Below are 15594 nucleotides of genomic sequence, written 5' to 3'. Positions count from 1 at the left end.
GGAAACTTGCGCAGAGCTGCTCCTAGTACGAGAGGACCGGAGTGGACGAACCTCTAGTGTACCTGTTGTGGCGCCAGCTGCATCGCAGGGTAGCTACGTTCGGATTGGATAAGCGCTGAAAGCATCTAAGCACGAAGCCAACTGCAAGACTAGGTTTCCCCTATGGGTCGTTATAGACTATGACGTTGATAGGCTGTAGGTCTAAGCATGGTAACATGTTGAGCCGAGCAGTACTAATTACCCATGAGGCTTAAACCACTTTTTTTACAAGTGTATATCTTAGTATCCATAGCAGGATTGAATTACCGTTTTCAGAACATACTACATGTCAAATCTTATTTCTCGGTGGCTGTAGCACAGGGGATCACCTCTTCCCATTTCGAACAGAGAAGTTAAGCCCTGTAGCGCCGATGGTACTGCCTCTAGGTGGGAGAGTAGGTCGTTGCCGAGATTCTTTTTAAGAAAAGCCCGTATATCGTTTGATATACGGGCTTTCTTCATTTCCCCCTACCCCATCGAAAACTTCTTGGCCTACTATTAGTAAACACTTAATCAGCCGGCAAGAAGCTGGATCGTGCTAAATCTTCACGATTATTCCAGCATTCTATCTGAAAGAATGGTATTTTATGCCTGTGTGCACCCCCCGGCATTTCAAATATACCTTCATGACCTAAACTAAAGGCCTCAGAGCTCCCCGATCATGGTGCTGACTCCTAAAGATTTTCGTTTTGCTTTGCTGGTGTCTGCTCTGTTATGCATTACATGCACCCAATTCTCTTACGGTAACGCCCTTCTCAACCGTTTCGAATACGCAGATCAACACACACTTTCCCTTTTAACCGCCGTTCAGGATGCTGCCCAGGTACAAGCTGAAGGCGCTGACGTTACCTCTGGCGTTCCTTTTTCCTACGTCCTCTACGGATTGCTCCTTTCCGTTACTTTATTTTCCATTTTCCGCTGGCGTGACAAAGCCGCGCAGAAAAAAGCGCGCAATGCCGAAGTACTGGCAAGCAAGAAAAAACCTGAAATTGGCGCTGTAGCCAGAAAGCTTCAGCGACGATTGCCTGAAAACCGCATCGTACGCGATAAAATTGCCAATAACGCGCCCCGGATTCGCAGCAAACCTGCAGAAGCATTTACTGCCAGTCCATTCAGCGTTCAGCGGCATGCCAGCAATAATCCCAAAATTCTCATCATTGATGAGAACCGCGATTTGCGTACCGCCATCGCCAACCAGCTTCATCGCTACTACAGTGCATTGGAAAGCAGCGATCTCAATGAAGCGCTGCGCATTGCACGTATCGCACGGCCGGCGCTCGTCATCCTTGGCACCCATACCTCGAAGCAGGACACCATGGCGTTCTGCCGCAAGTTGAAATCGGATTCCGCCCTCTGGCACATCCCGATTCTCTTGCTTACTTCTGGCAGAAATAAAAACGATGTATCGAAGCTTGTCCAGGCTACCGATGATCACCTGGTTACGCCCATACAGCCAGAAGCCTTAGCCGTATCCGTTGAAAACCTCGTTGACGTCCGCGGTTACCTCAAAGCAGGTGGTCTTATGCGGCCAAAAATCAACGGCGAAGATTCAACCACCCAGATTTCTGATACCATGTTTCTCGACGCTGTACACACAGTTGTCGAAAACAACCTCTCAAATAGCCTGTTTGGCCTGGAAACCCTTGGCCAGGAAGTCAATGTTTCTATCAGGCAGCTACACGGCCGACTCCGTCAGCTAACGCGGCTCTCCCCTGCTGGTTTTATTCGTACAAAGCGCCTCAAACAAGCTTCTGACTTGTTAACCGCTGGAAAACACAACGTGCAGGAAATTGCACGTATGGTTGGATTTCACAGCCCAGAGTACTTCCACCGTGTTTTTAAACAGGCTTTTGGTGTAGCGCCTGCTGAATATCGCGGATCCTGAAATCACCGCTACCTCCATCCTTGATGGAGAATTGACATTTCCTGACAGCTGTTCTGCTACGCGGGTCATTCTGGTTTTGTATTTTGCTGCCTACTATTTCCCGAGAAGCACGACGTTGATAAATATATGTCTGTAATCAGACCGCAGGAACCACAAGTAGACCTGACTCTCGCCCTCGACCACGGGCTTACCGAAGAAGAGTACGGTTGGATACTGGATACCCTGGGCCGTACGCCTACTTTTGTTGAGTTGGGCATCTATTCTGTAATGTGGAGCGAACACTGCTCCTACAAGAATTCGATTGCAGAACTCAAAAAGCTTCCACGCGACGGAGAATGCCTGCTTGTTGAAGCCGGCGAAGAAAATGCCGGCCTTGTTGATATCGGCGACGGACTTGCAGTTGCTTTTAAAATCGAATCGCACAACCACCCTTCTGCTGTTGAACCGTATCAGGGCGCAGCTACTGGAGTAGGTGGCATCCAGCGTGATATCTTCACCATGGGGGCTCGCCCAATCTGCTCCCTAAACTCCCTCAGGTTCGGCTCCCTGTCTGAGCCCCGCGTTCGCTATTTACTCGACGGTGTAGTTCGTGGTATTGGGGATTATGGAAATTCGTTTGGCGTACCAACCGTGGCCGGAGAAGTTTATTTTGATGCTTCTTATGAAGGCAATCCCCTGGTTAACGCCATGAGTGTCGGGGTTGTCAAAGCAGGGGAGACGGTATCGGCTATTTCATATGGCGCCGGCAACTTTGTGTACATCGTAGGCTCTGCAACCGGTCGGGATGGTATCCATGGCGCTACGTTTGCCTCTGAAGAAATTTCGGAAGAAAGCGAAGCCAAACGCCCCAGTGTGCAGGTAGGTGATCCTTTCACCGAAAAACTGCTCCTTGAAGCTTCTCTGGAAATCATACAGCAAAAACTGCTGGTTGGTATGCAAGATATGGGCGCTGCCGGCATCACCTGCTCTTCCTGCGAAATGAGCGCCAAAGGTGAGAGTGGCATGGTACTCCATCTCGAAAAAGTACCTGTGCGAGAAACGGGCATGACGCCATACGAAATTATGCTGTCTGAAAGCCAGGAACGCATGCTGGTGGTTTGTGAACCGCATGCAGCCAAAGACCTGGAGGCAGTGTTTGAAAAGTGGGATTTGCACGCCAAGCAAATTGGGTACGTCACGGATGAGCAGCGGGTCAAAGTCTACTGGCATGACGAGCTAGTTGCAGATGTCCCCTCAGAACACCTTGTGTTAGGCGGAGGTGCCCCTGTATACCATCGTGAAACGGAAAAACCTGCGTACCTCGAAAATACACGCGCATTTTCAACAGCAACCGTGCAAGATCTTGCGCCTCAGGATGCCGGCGAAATGCTACTTACGATGCTAGGCGCGCCAAACATTGCATCAAAACGCTGGGTATTTGAACAATACGACAGCCTGGTACGGACCAACACGGTTGTTGGGCCAGGCGCCAGCGATGCTGCTATTGTTCGTATCAAAGGCACGAACAAAGGCCTTGCTGTAAAAACGGATTGCAACGGTCGCTATGTGTATTTGAATCCTCGCAAGGGGGGGCAAATTGCCGTTTCCGAAGCTGCCCGTAACGTTGTCTGTGCCGGCGGTAAACCGCTCGCCATTACCAACTGCCTTAACTTCGGCAATCCTTATAAACCAGATGTTTATTGGGTGTTTAAAGAAGCAGTGGGCGGCATGGGTGATGCATGCCGGGCATTGAATACACCTGTAACTGGGGGGAATGTATCTTTTTACAATGAAAACCCTGAGAGCGCCGTTTTCCCAACACCCACAATTGGCATGTTGGGACTTATTGAAGACATTGATAAGCGCGTCACTGCTTCGTTCAAAAGTGCCGGCGATGAAGTTTATCTACTAACTCCGGCAGCCTGGGTGCATCGCAATGAAATTGATGGCTCTGAATACCTCTCCTGGGTACATAAAAACACGGCGGGTGATGTACCACACTTTGAATTAGACGAAGAAGTTGCGGTTCAGAAAGCCCTCTATGCGATGATTCAGGATGGGCTTGTAAAAAGCGCCCATGATGTATCTGATGGTGGTCTGGCTGTTTGTTTGGCTGAAAATGTCATTTTTTCCAATGGGCTGGGTGCTCAGGTTTCACTTGAGACTGATGGTATGCGCCTTGACGCCGTGCTGTTTGGTGAGGCACAGTCCAGGATTGTGTTTACGGCTTCGTCTGGTGCGCGCGCAGCAATAGACCGTATGCTAGCCGGAAAAGGGGTCCAAGTACAAAAACTTGGCGTAGTGACAACAGGTGGGCTCGAAATACGGGTTCATGGGAAGGGGCTCCTGGAAATTTCAGCGGATGCCCTCGAGTCCCCCTATGAATCTGCGATACCAGCGTTAATGGCCGGCGGCTAAAAACATGCACGAATATGTATTTGGCACATTTTTGAAGTCGAGCCTCATGTTGCTGTAACGTTTTTGTGTCTATCAGAAACCTAATAGCCGACGTTCATGTTGAGCGTCTAGACCAAACAATAGAAATTCTTTATACCATATACATTGGAGGCAAATGCCATGGCAGACAATGCCAAATACGTAACGCTGTCTGACGCCAACTTTCAGGAGGAGGTCATGGATTCAGGAGCTCCCGTCTTAGTTGATTTTTGGGCGACCTGGTGTGGCCCTTGCCGCATGATTGCACCTGTAATCGAGCAGCTCGCTGACGAATTTGAAGGCCGCGCTAAAGTAGCTAAAATGGATGTTGACCATAACCCTGAAGTACCAATGAAATTTGGTATCCGCTCTATCCCTACACTGCTGTTCTTCAAAGATGGCCAGGTTGTAGATCAGGTGGTTGGTGCAGCTTCCAAAAAAGTACTTGCAGACAAACTGGAAGCGCTGGTTGGTCAGCCTGCCTAAGAGGTATATGGTTGAACAGGTTGCAAACGGCAACAGCCGGCGTAGCCCGTATTCCTAGATAGTTCCGGAAGAGGCTTGCGCATTTGTAGTGAGCCTCTTCCGTTTTTTGTACACTGCGCAGTATCGAGCCGGTTTAGCGCAGCATGAAAAATCAGCATACAAACATGGATTTGTCCAAATTTAGCAACTTTGATTTCGAAAACGCCGAACACGCAAACGTTGTGATCATTGGATCCGGACCTGCCGGTCTTACCGCTGCGCTTTATGCAGCCCGGGCCAATCTTGCGCCCGTTGTTTATCAGGGTATCCAGCCAGGTGGACAGCTTATCACAACAACTGACGTTGAAAACTTTCCCGGTTTTCCCAATGGAATCATGGGGCCGGAAATGATGGAGCTGTTTGATAAACAGGCTTCTCGTTTTGGTGCAGACTTGCGTTATGGAACCGTTACGGACATCGACATGTCTGCCCGTCCGTTTCGTATGCTGGTTGATGAAGAAACACCCGTTGTTGCACAAACAGTAATTATCTCAACAGGTGCATCTGCAAGATATCTGGGCCTGGAAAACGAATCCAGACTGCTTGGCTATGGCGTGTCTGCTTGCGCAACGTGTGATGGTGCGTTCTTCAGAAATGTGGAGGTTGCCGTTGTTGGCGGTGGCGATACGGCGATGGAAGAAGCGATGTTCTTGACCCGCTTTGCGTCCAAAGTGTATGTCATCCATCGCCGTGATACCTTGCGTGCATCTCAAATCATGCAGGACCGAGTGCTATCAAACGAAAAGGTTGAGATGATCTGGAATACCGAGGTGGTAGACGTAAAAGGGGAAAAAGTGGTTGAAGGTATTCGGGTTAAAAACCGTGTTACGGGTGAAGAGTCCGACATGAATGTTGGGGCGCTCTTTGTGGCCATCGGACATAAACCTAACACCGATGTCTTCAAAGACTGGCTTGAGACCGACGATCTTGGTTATATTAAAACCCAACCGGACTCAACCTATACCAGCATTCCCGGTGTATTTGCGTGTGGAGACGCGCAGGATCACGTATATCGTCAGGCAATTACGGCCGCCGGCACAGGCTGTATGGCAGCTATCGATGCGGAACGCTGGTTGGCTGAACACGGAGTTAAAACGTTATCTGAAGCTGTATAACTCACAGTTCTCACCACCTGTTATCAGTTAACCTGCCTCCGGGCTGTTATGCAGGCAAAACCCCTGGCACTGACCATCATTGTTGTTGGCGTTCTCGCCTTTCTGGCGGACGCCTTGCTGGTAGCGAATACGCCTGCCGGCGCACGCTTTGAACAAAGCCAGGTTGCCCCTGTCCCATCTCGGCATCTGATAAAACCTGATTCGGTAGCCTTTTCGCCTCCAATTGTGGTAGCAGATTCACTCGAGCGCTCCCTCACGGTCGCTCAGCAATTACAGGATCTCACACTGATCGCCCAAATCAGTAAAAAATTATTTCGGACGCGCACCCTGGAGCACCTTCAGTTTGATGTGCAAGCTACAGAGGGGCACGTGATACTTGCTGGATTGGTGCCGTCTATTCTAGAGCAACGTCGCGCTGTTCGTATCGCCCAAAGCGTAAAGGGTGTGAAATCGGTGACAAGCGAGCTGAAGTTGTTAGCCCAGTCTCCGTCTACTTCCGAATCAAGTTCCGAATAACAAACCAAACGTTTTCCTTCCGTTCGCGTAGCCGGCGCGTGAAATATGGCAACCATTCTGTCCCGAATGGTATATAAACGCGCATATTGTATCCCTCATCTCTCAGCGCCAGTTGTGTTTCCGGACGGATGCCATAGAGCATCTGGAATTCAAACGTGTCTTTTGGAATCTCTCGCTTCCGAACAAACTTTTTAACCCCTTCGATTAGACGATCATCGTGTGTTGCGATGCCCGGATACCGCGCATGCTCAATGAGCTGGGTAGCATAGGTCATGAACCTGGATCGAATCTCTTCCATGTCCTGAAAGGCGATGTTTGCCGGCTCTTTGTAAGCGCCTTTGCAAATACGCACCCGTGCATTGAGTTCACACATGCGGTCGATATCCTTTGCTGTTCGCTTTAGGTAGGCCTGGAGCACAATGCCAACGTGGTCTGGATAGTCGGGGTAAACAGATTCGAAAAGGGAGATGGTGGATTCTGTAATATCAGAACCTTCCATATCGAGCCTGACAAATACATTGTTTGCTTTGGCAGTATCGAGTAATTGACGAAGGTTTTCGCGGCAAAAGTCTTCATCAATTTTCTGCCCCATCATCGATAGCTTGATCGAAATGCTGGCTTCTTGCTCAGAATTGCGCGACTCGCTTACAACCTTGACTAACTTGATGTACGCATCACGTGCACGGCTGGCAATTTTTCTGTCAGTGATATACTCGCCGAGCAAGTCGAGGGTAACAAAAAGCTGTTGATCAGTTAGTACCCTGATGGCTGGCAAAGCCTTATCAAAGGATTCGCCGGCTACGAAGCGTTGTGCCAGGAAGAATGGGAGCTTCATGTCTGTCTGCTATTTCTAGCTGCTATGTGTACAAGCAGCGTAGCATTGCTGCAATGTGTAAAGGATGACCAAATGGTGGGTTGCCTTGCCCCAGCAAAAGCAACATTTTTACGCATCAACCACCTTATTGATGGCTTGTTCGAGATCCATCAATAAATCCTCAATATGTTCAAGTCCAACTGATACGCGAAGCAGCGTGTCTGGTGTTTTGGTTGGCGGTGTCTCAATGGAAGCACGGTGTTCAATCAGGCTTTCTGTACCGCCAAGGCTCGTAGCCGGTTTAAAGATGCGGGTACTGTGCGCAACTTGTTTGGCTTCCTCTGGCGTACCTGCGACCTCAAAGGACAACATACCGCCATACTGTTTCATTTGCTTTTTAGCCACAGCATGGCCACTGTGCGAAGTCAGCGCAGGATAGTGAACCTGGGCTACCCGCGGATGATCATGCAGGATGTTCGCCAACTGGTTTGCGTTTTTGGTTTGTACCTGCATCCTGGCTGCAAGTGAGCGCATACCGCGTAGTGCAAGCCAGGCACTAAACGGGTCCATGACTGCTCCGCCGGCTTTTTGAACAACGCGGAGTCGGTCAAAAAGAGGAGAGGCTGAGCGGGTAACTACTGCTCCGCCCAATACATCCGAGTGGCCGGCAAGGTATTTTGTTACAGAATGCAGCACCAGGTCCGCTCCGTGGTCAAGGGGTAATTGCAGCAACGGAGTGGTCCAGGCGCCATCAACGACAACTTGCGCATTGTTGGCATGGGCAAGTTTTGCTACAGCCGAAATGTCCGTAATTTTGAGGAGTGGGTTGGAAGGTGTTTCGATCCATACAAGCATTGTATTCGGACGAATAGCCTCTTGCACTGCCTGCAGGTTCTCCATGTCTACCTGACTAATTTCGAGTCCCCAGGTCTCGAATAGTTCAGTTGCTACGAACCGGGCGCCATGGTACACGTCGTCGGGTAACAATACATGATCTCCAGGTTTGAGGGCTTGGAAGATTGCTGTTGCAGCGGCCATACCCGAGGAAAAGGCTGCACAAGCTACTCCGCCTTCTATACGCGCGAGTGTTGATTCGAACAGTTGCCGCGTTGGGTTGTTATCCCTGCTATACATGAATCCGCGGGGATACGAACCGTCTGCATCGCGAATGAAGGTTGTTGAAAGGTGTATGGGAGCAACGAGGGCACCTGTGTCTGGATCTTCGACGCAACCAGATTGTGCGAGTAGCGTTTCGATGTGAGGCATTCCAGGTGGATGAGTTAGTTGTTGAATTACGCAGTTCGTTTGCAGAATAAAGGAAAACCAGATGTCAATTGATGTAAATATTGCAGATATCCGTGAAGGGTATGAACGGGAAGGGCTTACAGTGCATGAAGTAGATAGCAATCCAATTGTGCAGTTTGAGCAGTGGATGCAGGAAGCAGTGGATGCCGGCATTAGTCAACCTAACGCCCTGACCCTTGCAACAGCATCTAAAGCGGGCCGGCCTTCTGCCCGCATTGTATTGCTCAAGGCTGTAACGCAGACGGGATTCGTTTTCTACACAAATTATAACGGGCGTAAAGGCCAGGAGCTGGCAGAGAATCCTTATGCTGCCATGGTTTTTCTGTGGCCTTCATTATCCCGGCAGGTTCGGGTTGAGGGGGTGGTGACAAAGGTGTCTGACGCAACATCCGATGCGTATTACCAATCCCGGCCGAGGGGAAGCAAACTTGGCGCCTGGGCCTCCCCTCAAAGTGAGGTTGTAGAGAACCGCAAAGACCTTGAAGAAGCGTTGGCGCAATACTCAGCGGAGTATGCTGACAAGCCAGTGCCGCGTCCCGCACATTGGGGTGGATATTGCCTGCAGCCAGACGCTATCGAATTTTGGCAGGGCCGGCCCAGCAGATTACACGACCGAATCCTGTTTCGGGCAACGTCGGATGGACAATGGGTTATCGAGCGCCTTGCGCCATAACTGTGTCCAAGACACGCGCATACTAAAGCTTGATGTCCGTTCGTTTAGCTAATTAATAACAGCAATGCACAAAAAAATCGGGGTAACCGTAACTTTGCTGTTTAAGCTCCCGTAAGGGCTTATGTGTCTTCCGATGAGTGGTTCATAGGCACCGAGACCATCCACGCATACTTTGGTCTCGGTGCCTTGCCTATTTGTAGAAGTTTTGGTTTTTGTGTTAGTAGAAGGCACGATCTGTAAGCAATTCTACTTCCTCTCTGGTGACAAGCCGCCACTGCGGCCGCCCAAGATGCCGGTTCTTCGTACGTTTGAACGTTGCCCGCAAGAAAATTTCCTTTCGTGTTTTTGCGGCGCCCTCAAAACTGAAGGCACCCCAGTGCAAAATCCAGTTAACTTTGGACGGGTCTAATTGAAAGGAACGCCCGGCCTCTTCTGCCAGATAGGCCAGGTCGTCAACCGTTGATGGGCCTTTGTTGGTTGCAAGCTCGCGTAAAACCAGCGTATACGGACGGCTTGTATCAGCCGGGTTGGGGTAAATGCTAACCTGCGTTTGGCCCTGACTAAAGTAGCCTTCCCAAACCAGCAACGAATCCGCGATGGGTTGGCCGGCAGAGGCTGTTGTAAAAAGAAGTGTTACCGTGAAGAGTGCGTATTTCATGAGATCAGGGGTTTGGGTAAGTAGACACCCGCCCCCCTGATTTCATACCGTTATTTACCTGTAGATGGATCCGGAAGGGGTTTATCTGGAGACAAGCCTGCTTCCGTTTTTGCTGCCCGTACCATGGCTTTTACATCTTCCAGCATTTGTTTAGCATCGTAAATCACGCCATCTTTGATGGTATATTTGACGCCTCCAACGCGCTCAACAGCGCCGGTCTCATCGTTGAGTTTAATAGTGCCTGTACCATAAAGCACTTTGAGGTTTTGCAGCGGATTTTCTTCTAGAATGACAAAGTCGGCTTTTTTGCCTGTCTGAATACTGCCAATGTCATCCGCTGCCCCAAGGGCTTCTGCGCCTTTCAGCGTAGCCGACCAGATCACTTCAAGGGGATGGAAGCCCGATTCGCGCAGGAGCTCCAGTTCACGGATATAGTCAAACCCGTATAGCTTGTAGATGAAGCCCGAGTCGCTTCCAGTAGCAACACGTCCCCCCCGGTTTTTGTATTCATTCAGAAAAGTCATCCACAACTGGTAGTTCTTTTTCCAATTGATTTCTTCTTCGGTACCCCAGTAAAACCAGTACGACCCATGTGCCCGCCGGCTTGGTGTATAGAAATTCCAGAGAGAAGGTAAGGTGTATTCGGCATGCCACTCAGCACGCATCGCGCGCATCAGGTCACGGCTTGCTTCATAGATTGTCATGGTTGGGACGAGGGTGAAGTCAAGCGAAATCAGGGAGTCCATTACTACGTTCCAATGGTTGGAGAATGGCTCGGCGGCTTGCTCCCACAACCGACCGGCTTCGCCGAAACGGTGCTGCTCGTTGTTGTAGTTGTAGTCGAGTGGAAAATCCTGTACCGTACGATCTGTGAACAGCGCTTCGGGCAAGCCATACCAATGCTCCATGGTTGTGAGGCCCCAGGTAGCTGAGTCGAGCACATTGGCGCGGGCAACATACAATTGGGCGTGATGCATCGCAGTACCCAGCCCTAGCTTGTTGGCTTCGTCCAACGCAGCTTGCAGCAACTCGGGCGCCGCGCCGCCAAACTTGATGCCGTCAGCTCCTTTTTGCTTAACAAACCGAACCCATTCGCGCGCATCATCTGGCGTAACAATACGCTTGTCCCAGCCCGTCCCAAATCGCGCGTACACGAAGAAACGAGGTGCTGTTATTTCCCCAGCCGCACTTTTTTCACGGTGCTCAAGGGTCCAGTCGATACCATTCCCGCTTCCCGGCTCGCGAACCGTCGTGATCCCGTGGGCCATCCAGAGCTTTAATACATACTCAGCCGGCGTACCCTGACTCCGCCCACCAGTATGCCCGTGCATGTCAACAAATCCCGGCAAGATGTACATCCCGCTTACATCAATTTCTTTATCTCCCGCTTCTGGCCGGTTTTGGTTATACAAATTGTCTCCAGCCCCATCAGGGTAACCAACGGGCCTTATTTGGACAATCCGGTCTTGTTCTACCACGATGTCTACCGGACCAACCGGAGGTGCTCCGGTACCGTCAATAACAATGCCTCCCCGTAGAATGAGGCGATCGTATGGGCCTTCGCCTTCTGCCCGCTCTGGTGCCGGTTTTACCTGGCCCAGGGCCACCGGGATGAAGAAGAAAAAGATACCTAGCAGTAGCAGGTAGGTAGTTTGTCTCGCTATCATGGGTTTGCTGATCGGTGTGTAAGCGGATGATGCAGGAAGATAGGGAAATTCTTTGTCGATAGGATCTTTGCACCTGTTGTACAAATCCCTACCTGTGCAGCGGGGTACTTATGTTTATTTGGATCGTATAAATAACAAACCATCCATAAACGCCTATGAAACGTCCCGTTTATCTAGACTATAATGCCACCACGCCGGTAGATCCTCGTGTGGTTGAAGCAATGGTACCCTTTTTTACCGAGCATTACGGCAATGCATCAAGCAAGGGGCATGCGTTTGGATGGGCCGCAGCAGAGGCTGTGAAAATTGCCCGCGCATCTGTAGCTGATTTGATGGGAGCGGATTCAGCAGCCGTCTATTTTACAGGCGGAGCCACCGAGTCGTTGAATACAGCGATCAAAGGCGTTGCTACGACCTATCGGAAGAAGGGCAATCATATTGTCACGGTGAAGACAGAGCATAAAGGCGTATTAAATGCCTGCAAAGTACTTGCTCGCGAAGGTATCGAGACAACAATGCTTGACGTAGATGTCAACGGGTTGGTTGATCCGGATGAACTGGAGGCGGCAATTACCGAGGAGACGATACTTGTTTCTGTTATGTGGGCAAACAATGAAACAGGCGTTATTCAGCCAGTTCGTGAACTCGCCTCGCGGGTGCGGTCACGGGGCATCTTATTTATGACAGATGCTACGCAAGCTTATGGCAAAATCCCTGTTGATGCCTCTGAGGTAGATTTGTTTACCTGCACCGCACACAAACTGTATGGCCCGAAAGGCATTGGTGGACTGTTTGTACGCAAGCGTAATCCGCGTGTGCGTTTGGTGCCGCTTATCGACGGGGGATCCCAGGAAGACGGCATGCGTGCCGGCACAACCAATGTGCCCGGTATTGTGGGGTTTGGCGCAGCCGCGCGAATTGCAACTGAAGAAGGTGACGCTGAAGCCAGCCGGCTTGCTACCCTGCGCGACCGTTTTGAACAACAACTTACCGATGCGCTACCGTTTGTCAAAATTAATGGCGGCGGTGCCCCACGCTTGCCGCACGTCTCTAATCTGGCATTTCCGGGCGTGACTGCAGCCAATCTAGTAACTGAGCTCCGGAGCCTTGCTATGTCAACCGGCAGCGCTTGCTCAACTGGTACCGGAAATCCGAGCCACGTCCTCAAAGCCATGGGATTAACCGATGCGGAGGCTTATGCTACGCTTCGCATAAGCTTTGGGCGATTTACTACGGAAGAAGAGGTTGAATTTGCAACAGGGGAGATCATCGAGAAAGTAAACTACCTGCACGCAAAAGTAGCTGTAACGAATCCTTAAGTAACACCGATACAGAGGATTATACTCCGCTATCGGGGTATTTAGCAGATCTTTCTACCAGGTACATCAGGCCATGTACAAGCGTATAGTTGTCAAATTGGGAACGAGCGTACTGACAGGGGGCACGGCCTTCCTCGATCGGGCGCATATGGTTGAACTCGTCAGGCAGTGCGCTGCACTACACCAGCAGGGAAGTGAAATTATACTGTGTTCGTCTGGTGCCATTGCTGCCGGCCGTGAGAAAATGGGCTTTCCCAAGTTGGAAGAAACCATGGCCGTACGCCAGATGCTGGCTGCGGTAGGCCAAAGCGGACTTATGCGGACGTGGGAGAAATTTTTCGAAATTTACCAGATTCACGTCGGCCAAATGTTGTTGACGCGTGCTGATGTACAGGATCGCGAACGATTTCTGAATGCACACGACGCGCTCCACGAACTCATCAACAACCGCGTTGTGCCTGTTGTAAATGAAAACGATGCTGTAGCAACAGCAGAGATCAAAGTTGGGGATAATGATAACCTGTCGGCTTTGGTTGCCTTGCTTGCTGAAGCCGACCTGCTAATTTTGTTAACCGATCAGCCTGGATTGTTTACTGCAGATCCACGTAAAGACCCGGAGGCGCAACTTATTCCTGAGGTGCACACGATTGACGAAACGCTGCGCGGCCTCGCCGGCGAAAGTGTAAGTGGGCTCGGTATAGGTGGTATGGCTACCAAATTACAGGCAGCCGATGTGGCCCGCCGCGCCGGCATCGATGTAGTTATAGCGGCAGGTAGCGCAGAAAATGTAATTCTGCGCATTGCCGGCGGTGAAGCTGTCGGGACGCGTTTTCCGGCCCTTGCCAACCCCCTTGATCAGCGTAAGCGCTGGATATTTGCCGGTCCCTCCCCGGTTGGTACCCTGCATGTTGACGCAAAAACCGTTGAGGCACTCAAGTCGACTGGGGGTAGCCTTTTGTCAGAAGGCATTACCGCTATTGAAGGGTCGTTTGTTCGCGGAGATACTGTAATGGTCAAAGGACCTGATGAAGAGGAAGTGGCCCGCGGCATTGTACGTTATGACGGCGTGGATCTCCTGAAAGTAAAAGGGCTGCGCCATGAAGAAATTTCCGATTTTCTGGGATACTGGTACGGGCCGGCAGTGCACCGCGATGATCTCATTCTCCTTATTGAAGACGCACAGACATGGAAGTAATTACTGATCTGCAAGCCATCGGCAAACAGGCACAGGCGGCGAGTCGCGCGCTTGCCGTACTCAAAACAGCGCAAAAAAATGATGCCTTGCTTGCCATCGCAGACGCACTGGAAGCACAGGCCAGTCACGTCTTGCAAGCCAATGCACTCGACATTGAAGATGGTAAAAACAAAGGCCTGAGTGAGGCTTTGCTTGACCGTTTGTTGCTTACCAAGGCCCGCATCGCCAAACTTGCAGCAGATGTGCGCCAGGTGGCTACGCTCAAAGATCCCGTGGGATCTGATATTGAAAGTCGCGTGCTTGAGCACGGGTTGCGTGTAACCCGCCGGCGCATTCCACTTGGCGTGATTGGCGTGATCTACGAAGCGCGTCCAAATGTAACCATTGATATCGCTTCTCTTTGCCTCAAAACAGGCAATGCTTCCATTTTACGTGGCGGTAGCGAAACTCTGCGAAGCAACCTTGCACTGGTGGAAGTCATTCAGTCTGCTTTAAAAGCTTCTGGTATTTCTGAGCATGCCGTGCAATACATCGAAAATCCGGACCGGGCGCTTGTTGGAGAGTTGCTCCGGATGGATGCGTATGTAGACGTCATTATTCCGCGCGGCGGTGCCGGCTTACATCGGAGGTGCAAAGAGCAAAGCACCATTCCTGTGATTACGGGCGGTATTGGCATTTGCCACGTGTACGTAGATGAAAGTGGGGATGTCGAAAAGGCGGTCAATATTGTTGAAAATGCGAAGGTACAGCGTCCCAGCGTATGTAATGCGCTTGATACGGTACTCGTCCACCGCGCGATGGCTGAACAGGTTGTGCCGGCGATCGCGCGCCGACTCAATGCGCACCCTGTTACGCTGCGTGTGACTGCCGAGGTAATGGACGTACTGAAAGCCAATGGTTTGGATGAGCATGCAACGCTGGCCGGCCCTGACGATTTTAGTACGGAATGGATGTCACTTGTCCTGGGGATCAAGCTTGTCGACACCATCGACGAAGCCATCCTGCACATCCATGAAAACAGCATGGACCACTCCGACAGCATCGTGACCAACAACGTGGAGCGGGCTGATCAGTTTGTAAACGAGGTGAACTCTTCGGCTGTATTTGTAAATGCCAGTACCCGTTTCAACGACGGTGGCCAGTTTGGTCTCGGCGCCGAAGTAGCCGTCAGTACACAAAAACTGCATGCCCGCGGCCCCATGGGACTCGAAGAACTCACAACGTACAAGTGGATTGGTGTCGGCCAGGGACACGTTCGGAAGTGAGTGATCCGGTATGTTGATTGGGGAATAGCAGTCTGCTTCTCACATGTCATCCTGCGCAACGCGAAGGATCTCTTGAAGACTGACAAACCTTGTTGAATATCGAACACCGAATCAGGGGTGTTCAGAAAAATTTATTTATCCAATGTGCGGGGATACCATAAAGTACATTGCGCTCAATAGATGTGTCTCCGGGGCCTTTTGTC

Annotated in this window: 13 protein-coding genes and 2 rRNA genes; 11 read left to right on the top strand and 4 right to left on the bottom strand. The window is 50.8% G+C overall.

Translation table 11 applies throughout. The features are described 5' to 3' along the window. The 7 genes from AAF564_19855 to AAF564_19825 form a co-directional block, all read left to right on the top strand. Positions 1-258, top strand: a 23S ribosomal RNA gene (locus AAF564_19855); the annotation flags it as partial. Between the two features lie 83 nt (positions 259-341). Beyond that, positions 342-451: ribosomal RNA gene (rrf, locus tag AAF564_19850) — 5S ribosomal RNA — on the top strand. Between the two features lie 249 nt (positions 452-700). After that, on the top strand, positions 701-1924 hold the full coding sequence (locus tag AAF564_19845) for a helix-turn-helix domain-containing protein (GenBank protein MEM8487815.1): 1224 nt from the start codon (positions 701-703) through the stop codon (positions 1922-1924). A gap of 126 nt (positions 1925-2050) precedes the next feature. After that, positions 2051-4321 (top strand): phosphoribosylformylglycinamidine synthase subunit PurL, encoded by a 2271-nt coding sequence (gene purL / locus AAF564_19840; protein MEM8487814.1) that lies wholly within the window; start codon positions 2051-2053, stop codon positions 4319-4321. 159 nt (positions 4322-4480) lie between these two features. Beyond that, complete coding sequence (trxA, locus tag AAF564_19835; GenBank protein MEM8487813.1) at positions 4481-4825, top strand: thioredoxin; 345 nt, start codon at positions 4481-4483, stop codon at positions 4823-4825. A 164-nt stretch (positions 4826-4989) separates the two neighbouring features. Further along, positions 4990-5979 carry a thioredoxin-disulfide reductase gene (gene trxB, locus AAF564_19830; protein ID MEM8487812.1) on the top strand — a complete coding sequence of 330 codons (990 nt, stop codon included), beginning with the start codon at positions 4990-4992 and terminating at the stop codon, positions 5977-5979. 48 nt (positions 5980-6027) lie between these two features. Continuing rightward, positions 6028-6495 (top strand): BON domain-containing protein, encoded by a 468-nt coding sequence (locus AAF564_19825; GenBank protein ID MEM8487811.1) that lies wholly within the window; start codon positions 6028-6030, stop codon positions 6493-6495. Here the strand turns inward: AAF564_19825 and AAF564_19820 are convergent. Together AAF564_19820 and AAF564_19815 are read right to left on the bottom strand one after the other, a co-directional pair. Further along, the gene (locus AAF564_19820) at positions 6470-7330 is read right to left on the bottom strand and encodes a proline dehydrogenase family protein (GenBank protein MEM8487810.1); all 861 of its coding nucleotides are present in this window, start codon (positions 7328-7330) and stop codon (positions 6470-6472) included. The genes AAF564_19825 and AAF564_19820 overlap by 26 nt on opposite strands. A gap of 108 nt (positions 7331-7438) precedes the next feature. After that, positions 7439-8575 carry a PLP-dependent aspartate aminotransferase family protein gene (locus tag AAF564_19815; protein ID MEM8487809.1) on the bottom strand — a complete coding sequence of 379 codons (1137 nt, stop codon included), beginning with the start codon at positions 8573-8575 and terminating at the stop codon, positions 7439-7441. 61 nt (positions 8576-8636) lie between these two features. Between AAF564_19815 and pdxH the strand changes: the two genes are divergently transcribed. Then, complete coding sequence (gene pdxH / locus AAF564_19810; protein ID MEM8487808.1) at positions 8637-9287, top strand: pyridoxamine 5'-phosphate oxidase; 651 nt, start codon at positions 8637-8639, stop codon at positions 9285-9287. Between the two features lie 217 nt (positions 9288-9504). Here the strand turns inward: pdxH and AAF564_19805 are convergent, their stop codons facing one another. Both AAF564_19805 and AAF564_19800 read right to left on the bottom strand, forming a co-directional pair. Continuing rightward, positions 9505-9945: a hypothetical protein gene (locus AAF564_19805; protein ID MEM8487807.1), complete on the bottom strand. Its 441-nt coding sequence runs from the start codon at positions 9943-9945 to the stop codon at positions 9505-9507. A 50-nt stretch (positions 9946-9995) separates the two neighbouring features. Continuing rightward, a complete protein-coding gene (locus AAF564_19800) occupies positions 9996-11612 on the bottom strand; it encodes an amidohydrolase family protein (protein ID MEM8487806.1) in 1617 nt (538 codons plus the stop codon). Positions 11613-11767: 155 nt separating this feature from the next. Here AAF564_19800 and AAF564_19795 point away from each other — a divergent pair, with 155 nt between their 5' ends. From AAF564_19795 to AAF564_19785, 3 genes are all read left to right on the top strand, one after another. Next, positions 11768-12931, top strand: coding sequence for a cysteine desulfurase family protein (locus AAF564_19795; protein ID MEM8487805.1), 1164 nt, complete (start codon positions 11768-11770; stop codon positions 12929-12931). 73 nt (positions 12932-13004) lie between these two features. Next, a complete protein-coding gene (gene proB, locus AAF564_19790; GenBank protein MEM8487804.1) occupies positions 13005-14126 on the top strand; it encodes a glutamate 5-kinase in 1122 nt (373 codons plus the stop codon). Continuing rightward, positions 14117-15391, top strand: a complete 1275-nt coding sequence (locus AAF564_19785) for a glutamate-5-semialdehyde dehydrogenase (protein ID MEM8487803.1) — start codon at positions 14117-14119, stop codon at positions 15389-15391. Before proB ends, AAF564_19785 begins: the two co-directional genes overlap by 10 nt. The last annotated feature ends 203 nt before the right edge of the window (positions 15392-15594 follow it).

Source organism: Bacteroidota bacterium (assembly GCA_039111535.1).
GTDB lineage: Bacteria > Bacteroidota > Rhodothermia > Rhodothermales > JAHQVL01 > JBCCIM01.
The sequence above is the reverse complement of the archived record's forward strand: the minus strand, read 5'-3'. Positions and strand labels throughout refer to the sequence as shown.

Coding starts and splice junctions, on each gene's coding strand:
- AAF564_19845 (MEM8487815.1), top strand. CDS start 701: ATGGTGCTGACTCCTAAAGATTTTCGTTTTGCTTTGCTGGTGTCTGCT.
- purL (MEM8487814.1), top strand. CDS start 2,051: ATGTCTGTAATCAGACCGCAGGAACCACAAGTAGACCTGACTCTCGCC.
- trxA (MEM8487813.1), top strand. CDS start 4,481: ATGGCAGACAATGCCAAATACGTAACGCTGTCTGACGCCAACTTTCAG.
- trxB (MEM8487812.1), top strand. CDS start 4,990: ATGGATTTGTCCAAATTTAGCAACTTTGATTTCGAAAACGCCGAACAC.
- AAF564_19825 (MEM8487811.1), top strand. CDS start 6,028: ATGCAGGCAAAACCCCTGGCACTGACCATCATTGTTGTTGGCGTTCTC.
- AAF564_19820 (MEM8487810.1), bottom strand. CDS start 7,330: ATGAAGCTCCCATTCTTCCTGGCACAACGCTTCGTAGCCGGCGAATCC.
- AAF564_19815 (MEM8487809.1), bottom strand. CDS start 8,575: ATGCCTCACATCGAAACGCTACTCGCACAATCTGGTTGCGTCGAAGAT.
- pdxH (MEM8487808.1), top strand. CDS start 8,637: ATGTCAATTGATGTAAATATTGCAGATATCCGTGAAGGGTATGAACGG.
- AAF564_19805 (MEM8487807.1), bottom strand. CDS start 9,945: ATGAAATACGCACTCTTCACGGTAACACTTCTTTTTACAACAGCCTCT.
- AAF564_19800 (MEM8487806.1), bottom strand. CDS start 11,612: ATGATAGCGAGACAAACTACCTACCTGCTACTGCTAGGTATCTTTTTC.
- AAF564_19795 (MEM8487805.1), top strand. CDS start 11,768: ATGAAACGTCCCGTTTATCTAGACTATAATGCCACCACGCCGGTAGAT.
- proB (MEM8487804.1), top strand. CDS start 13,005: ATGTACAAGCGTATAGTTGTCAAATTGGGAACGAGCGTACTGACAGGG.
- AAF564_19785 (MEM8487803.1), top strand. CDS start 14,117: ATGGAAGTAATTACTGATCTGCAAGCCATCGGCAAACAGGCACAGGCG.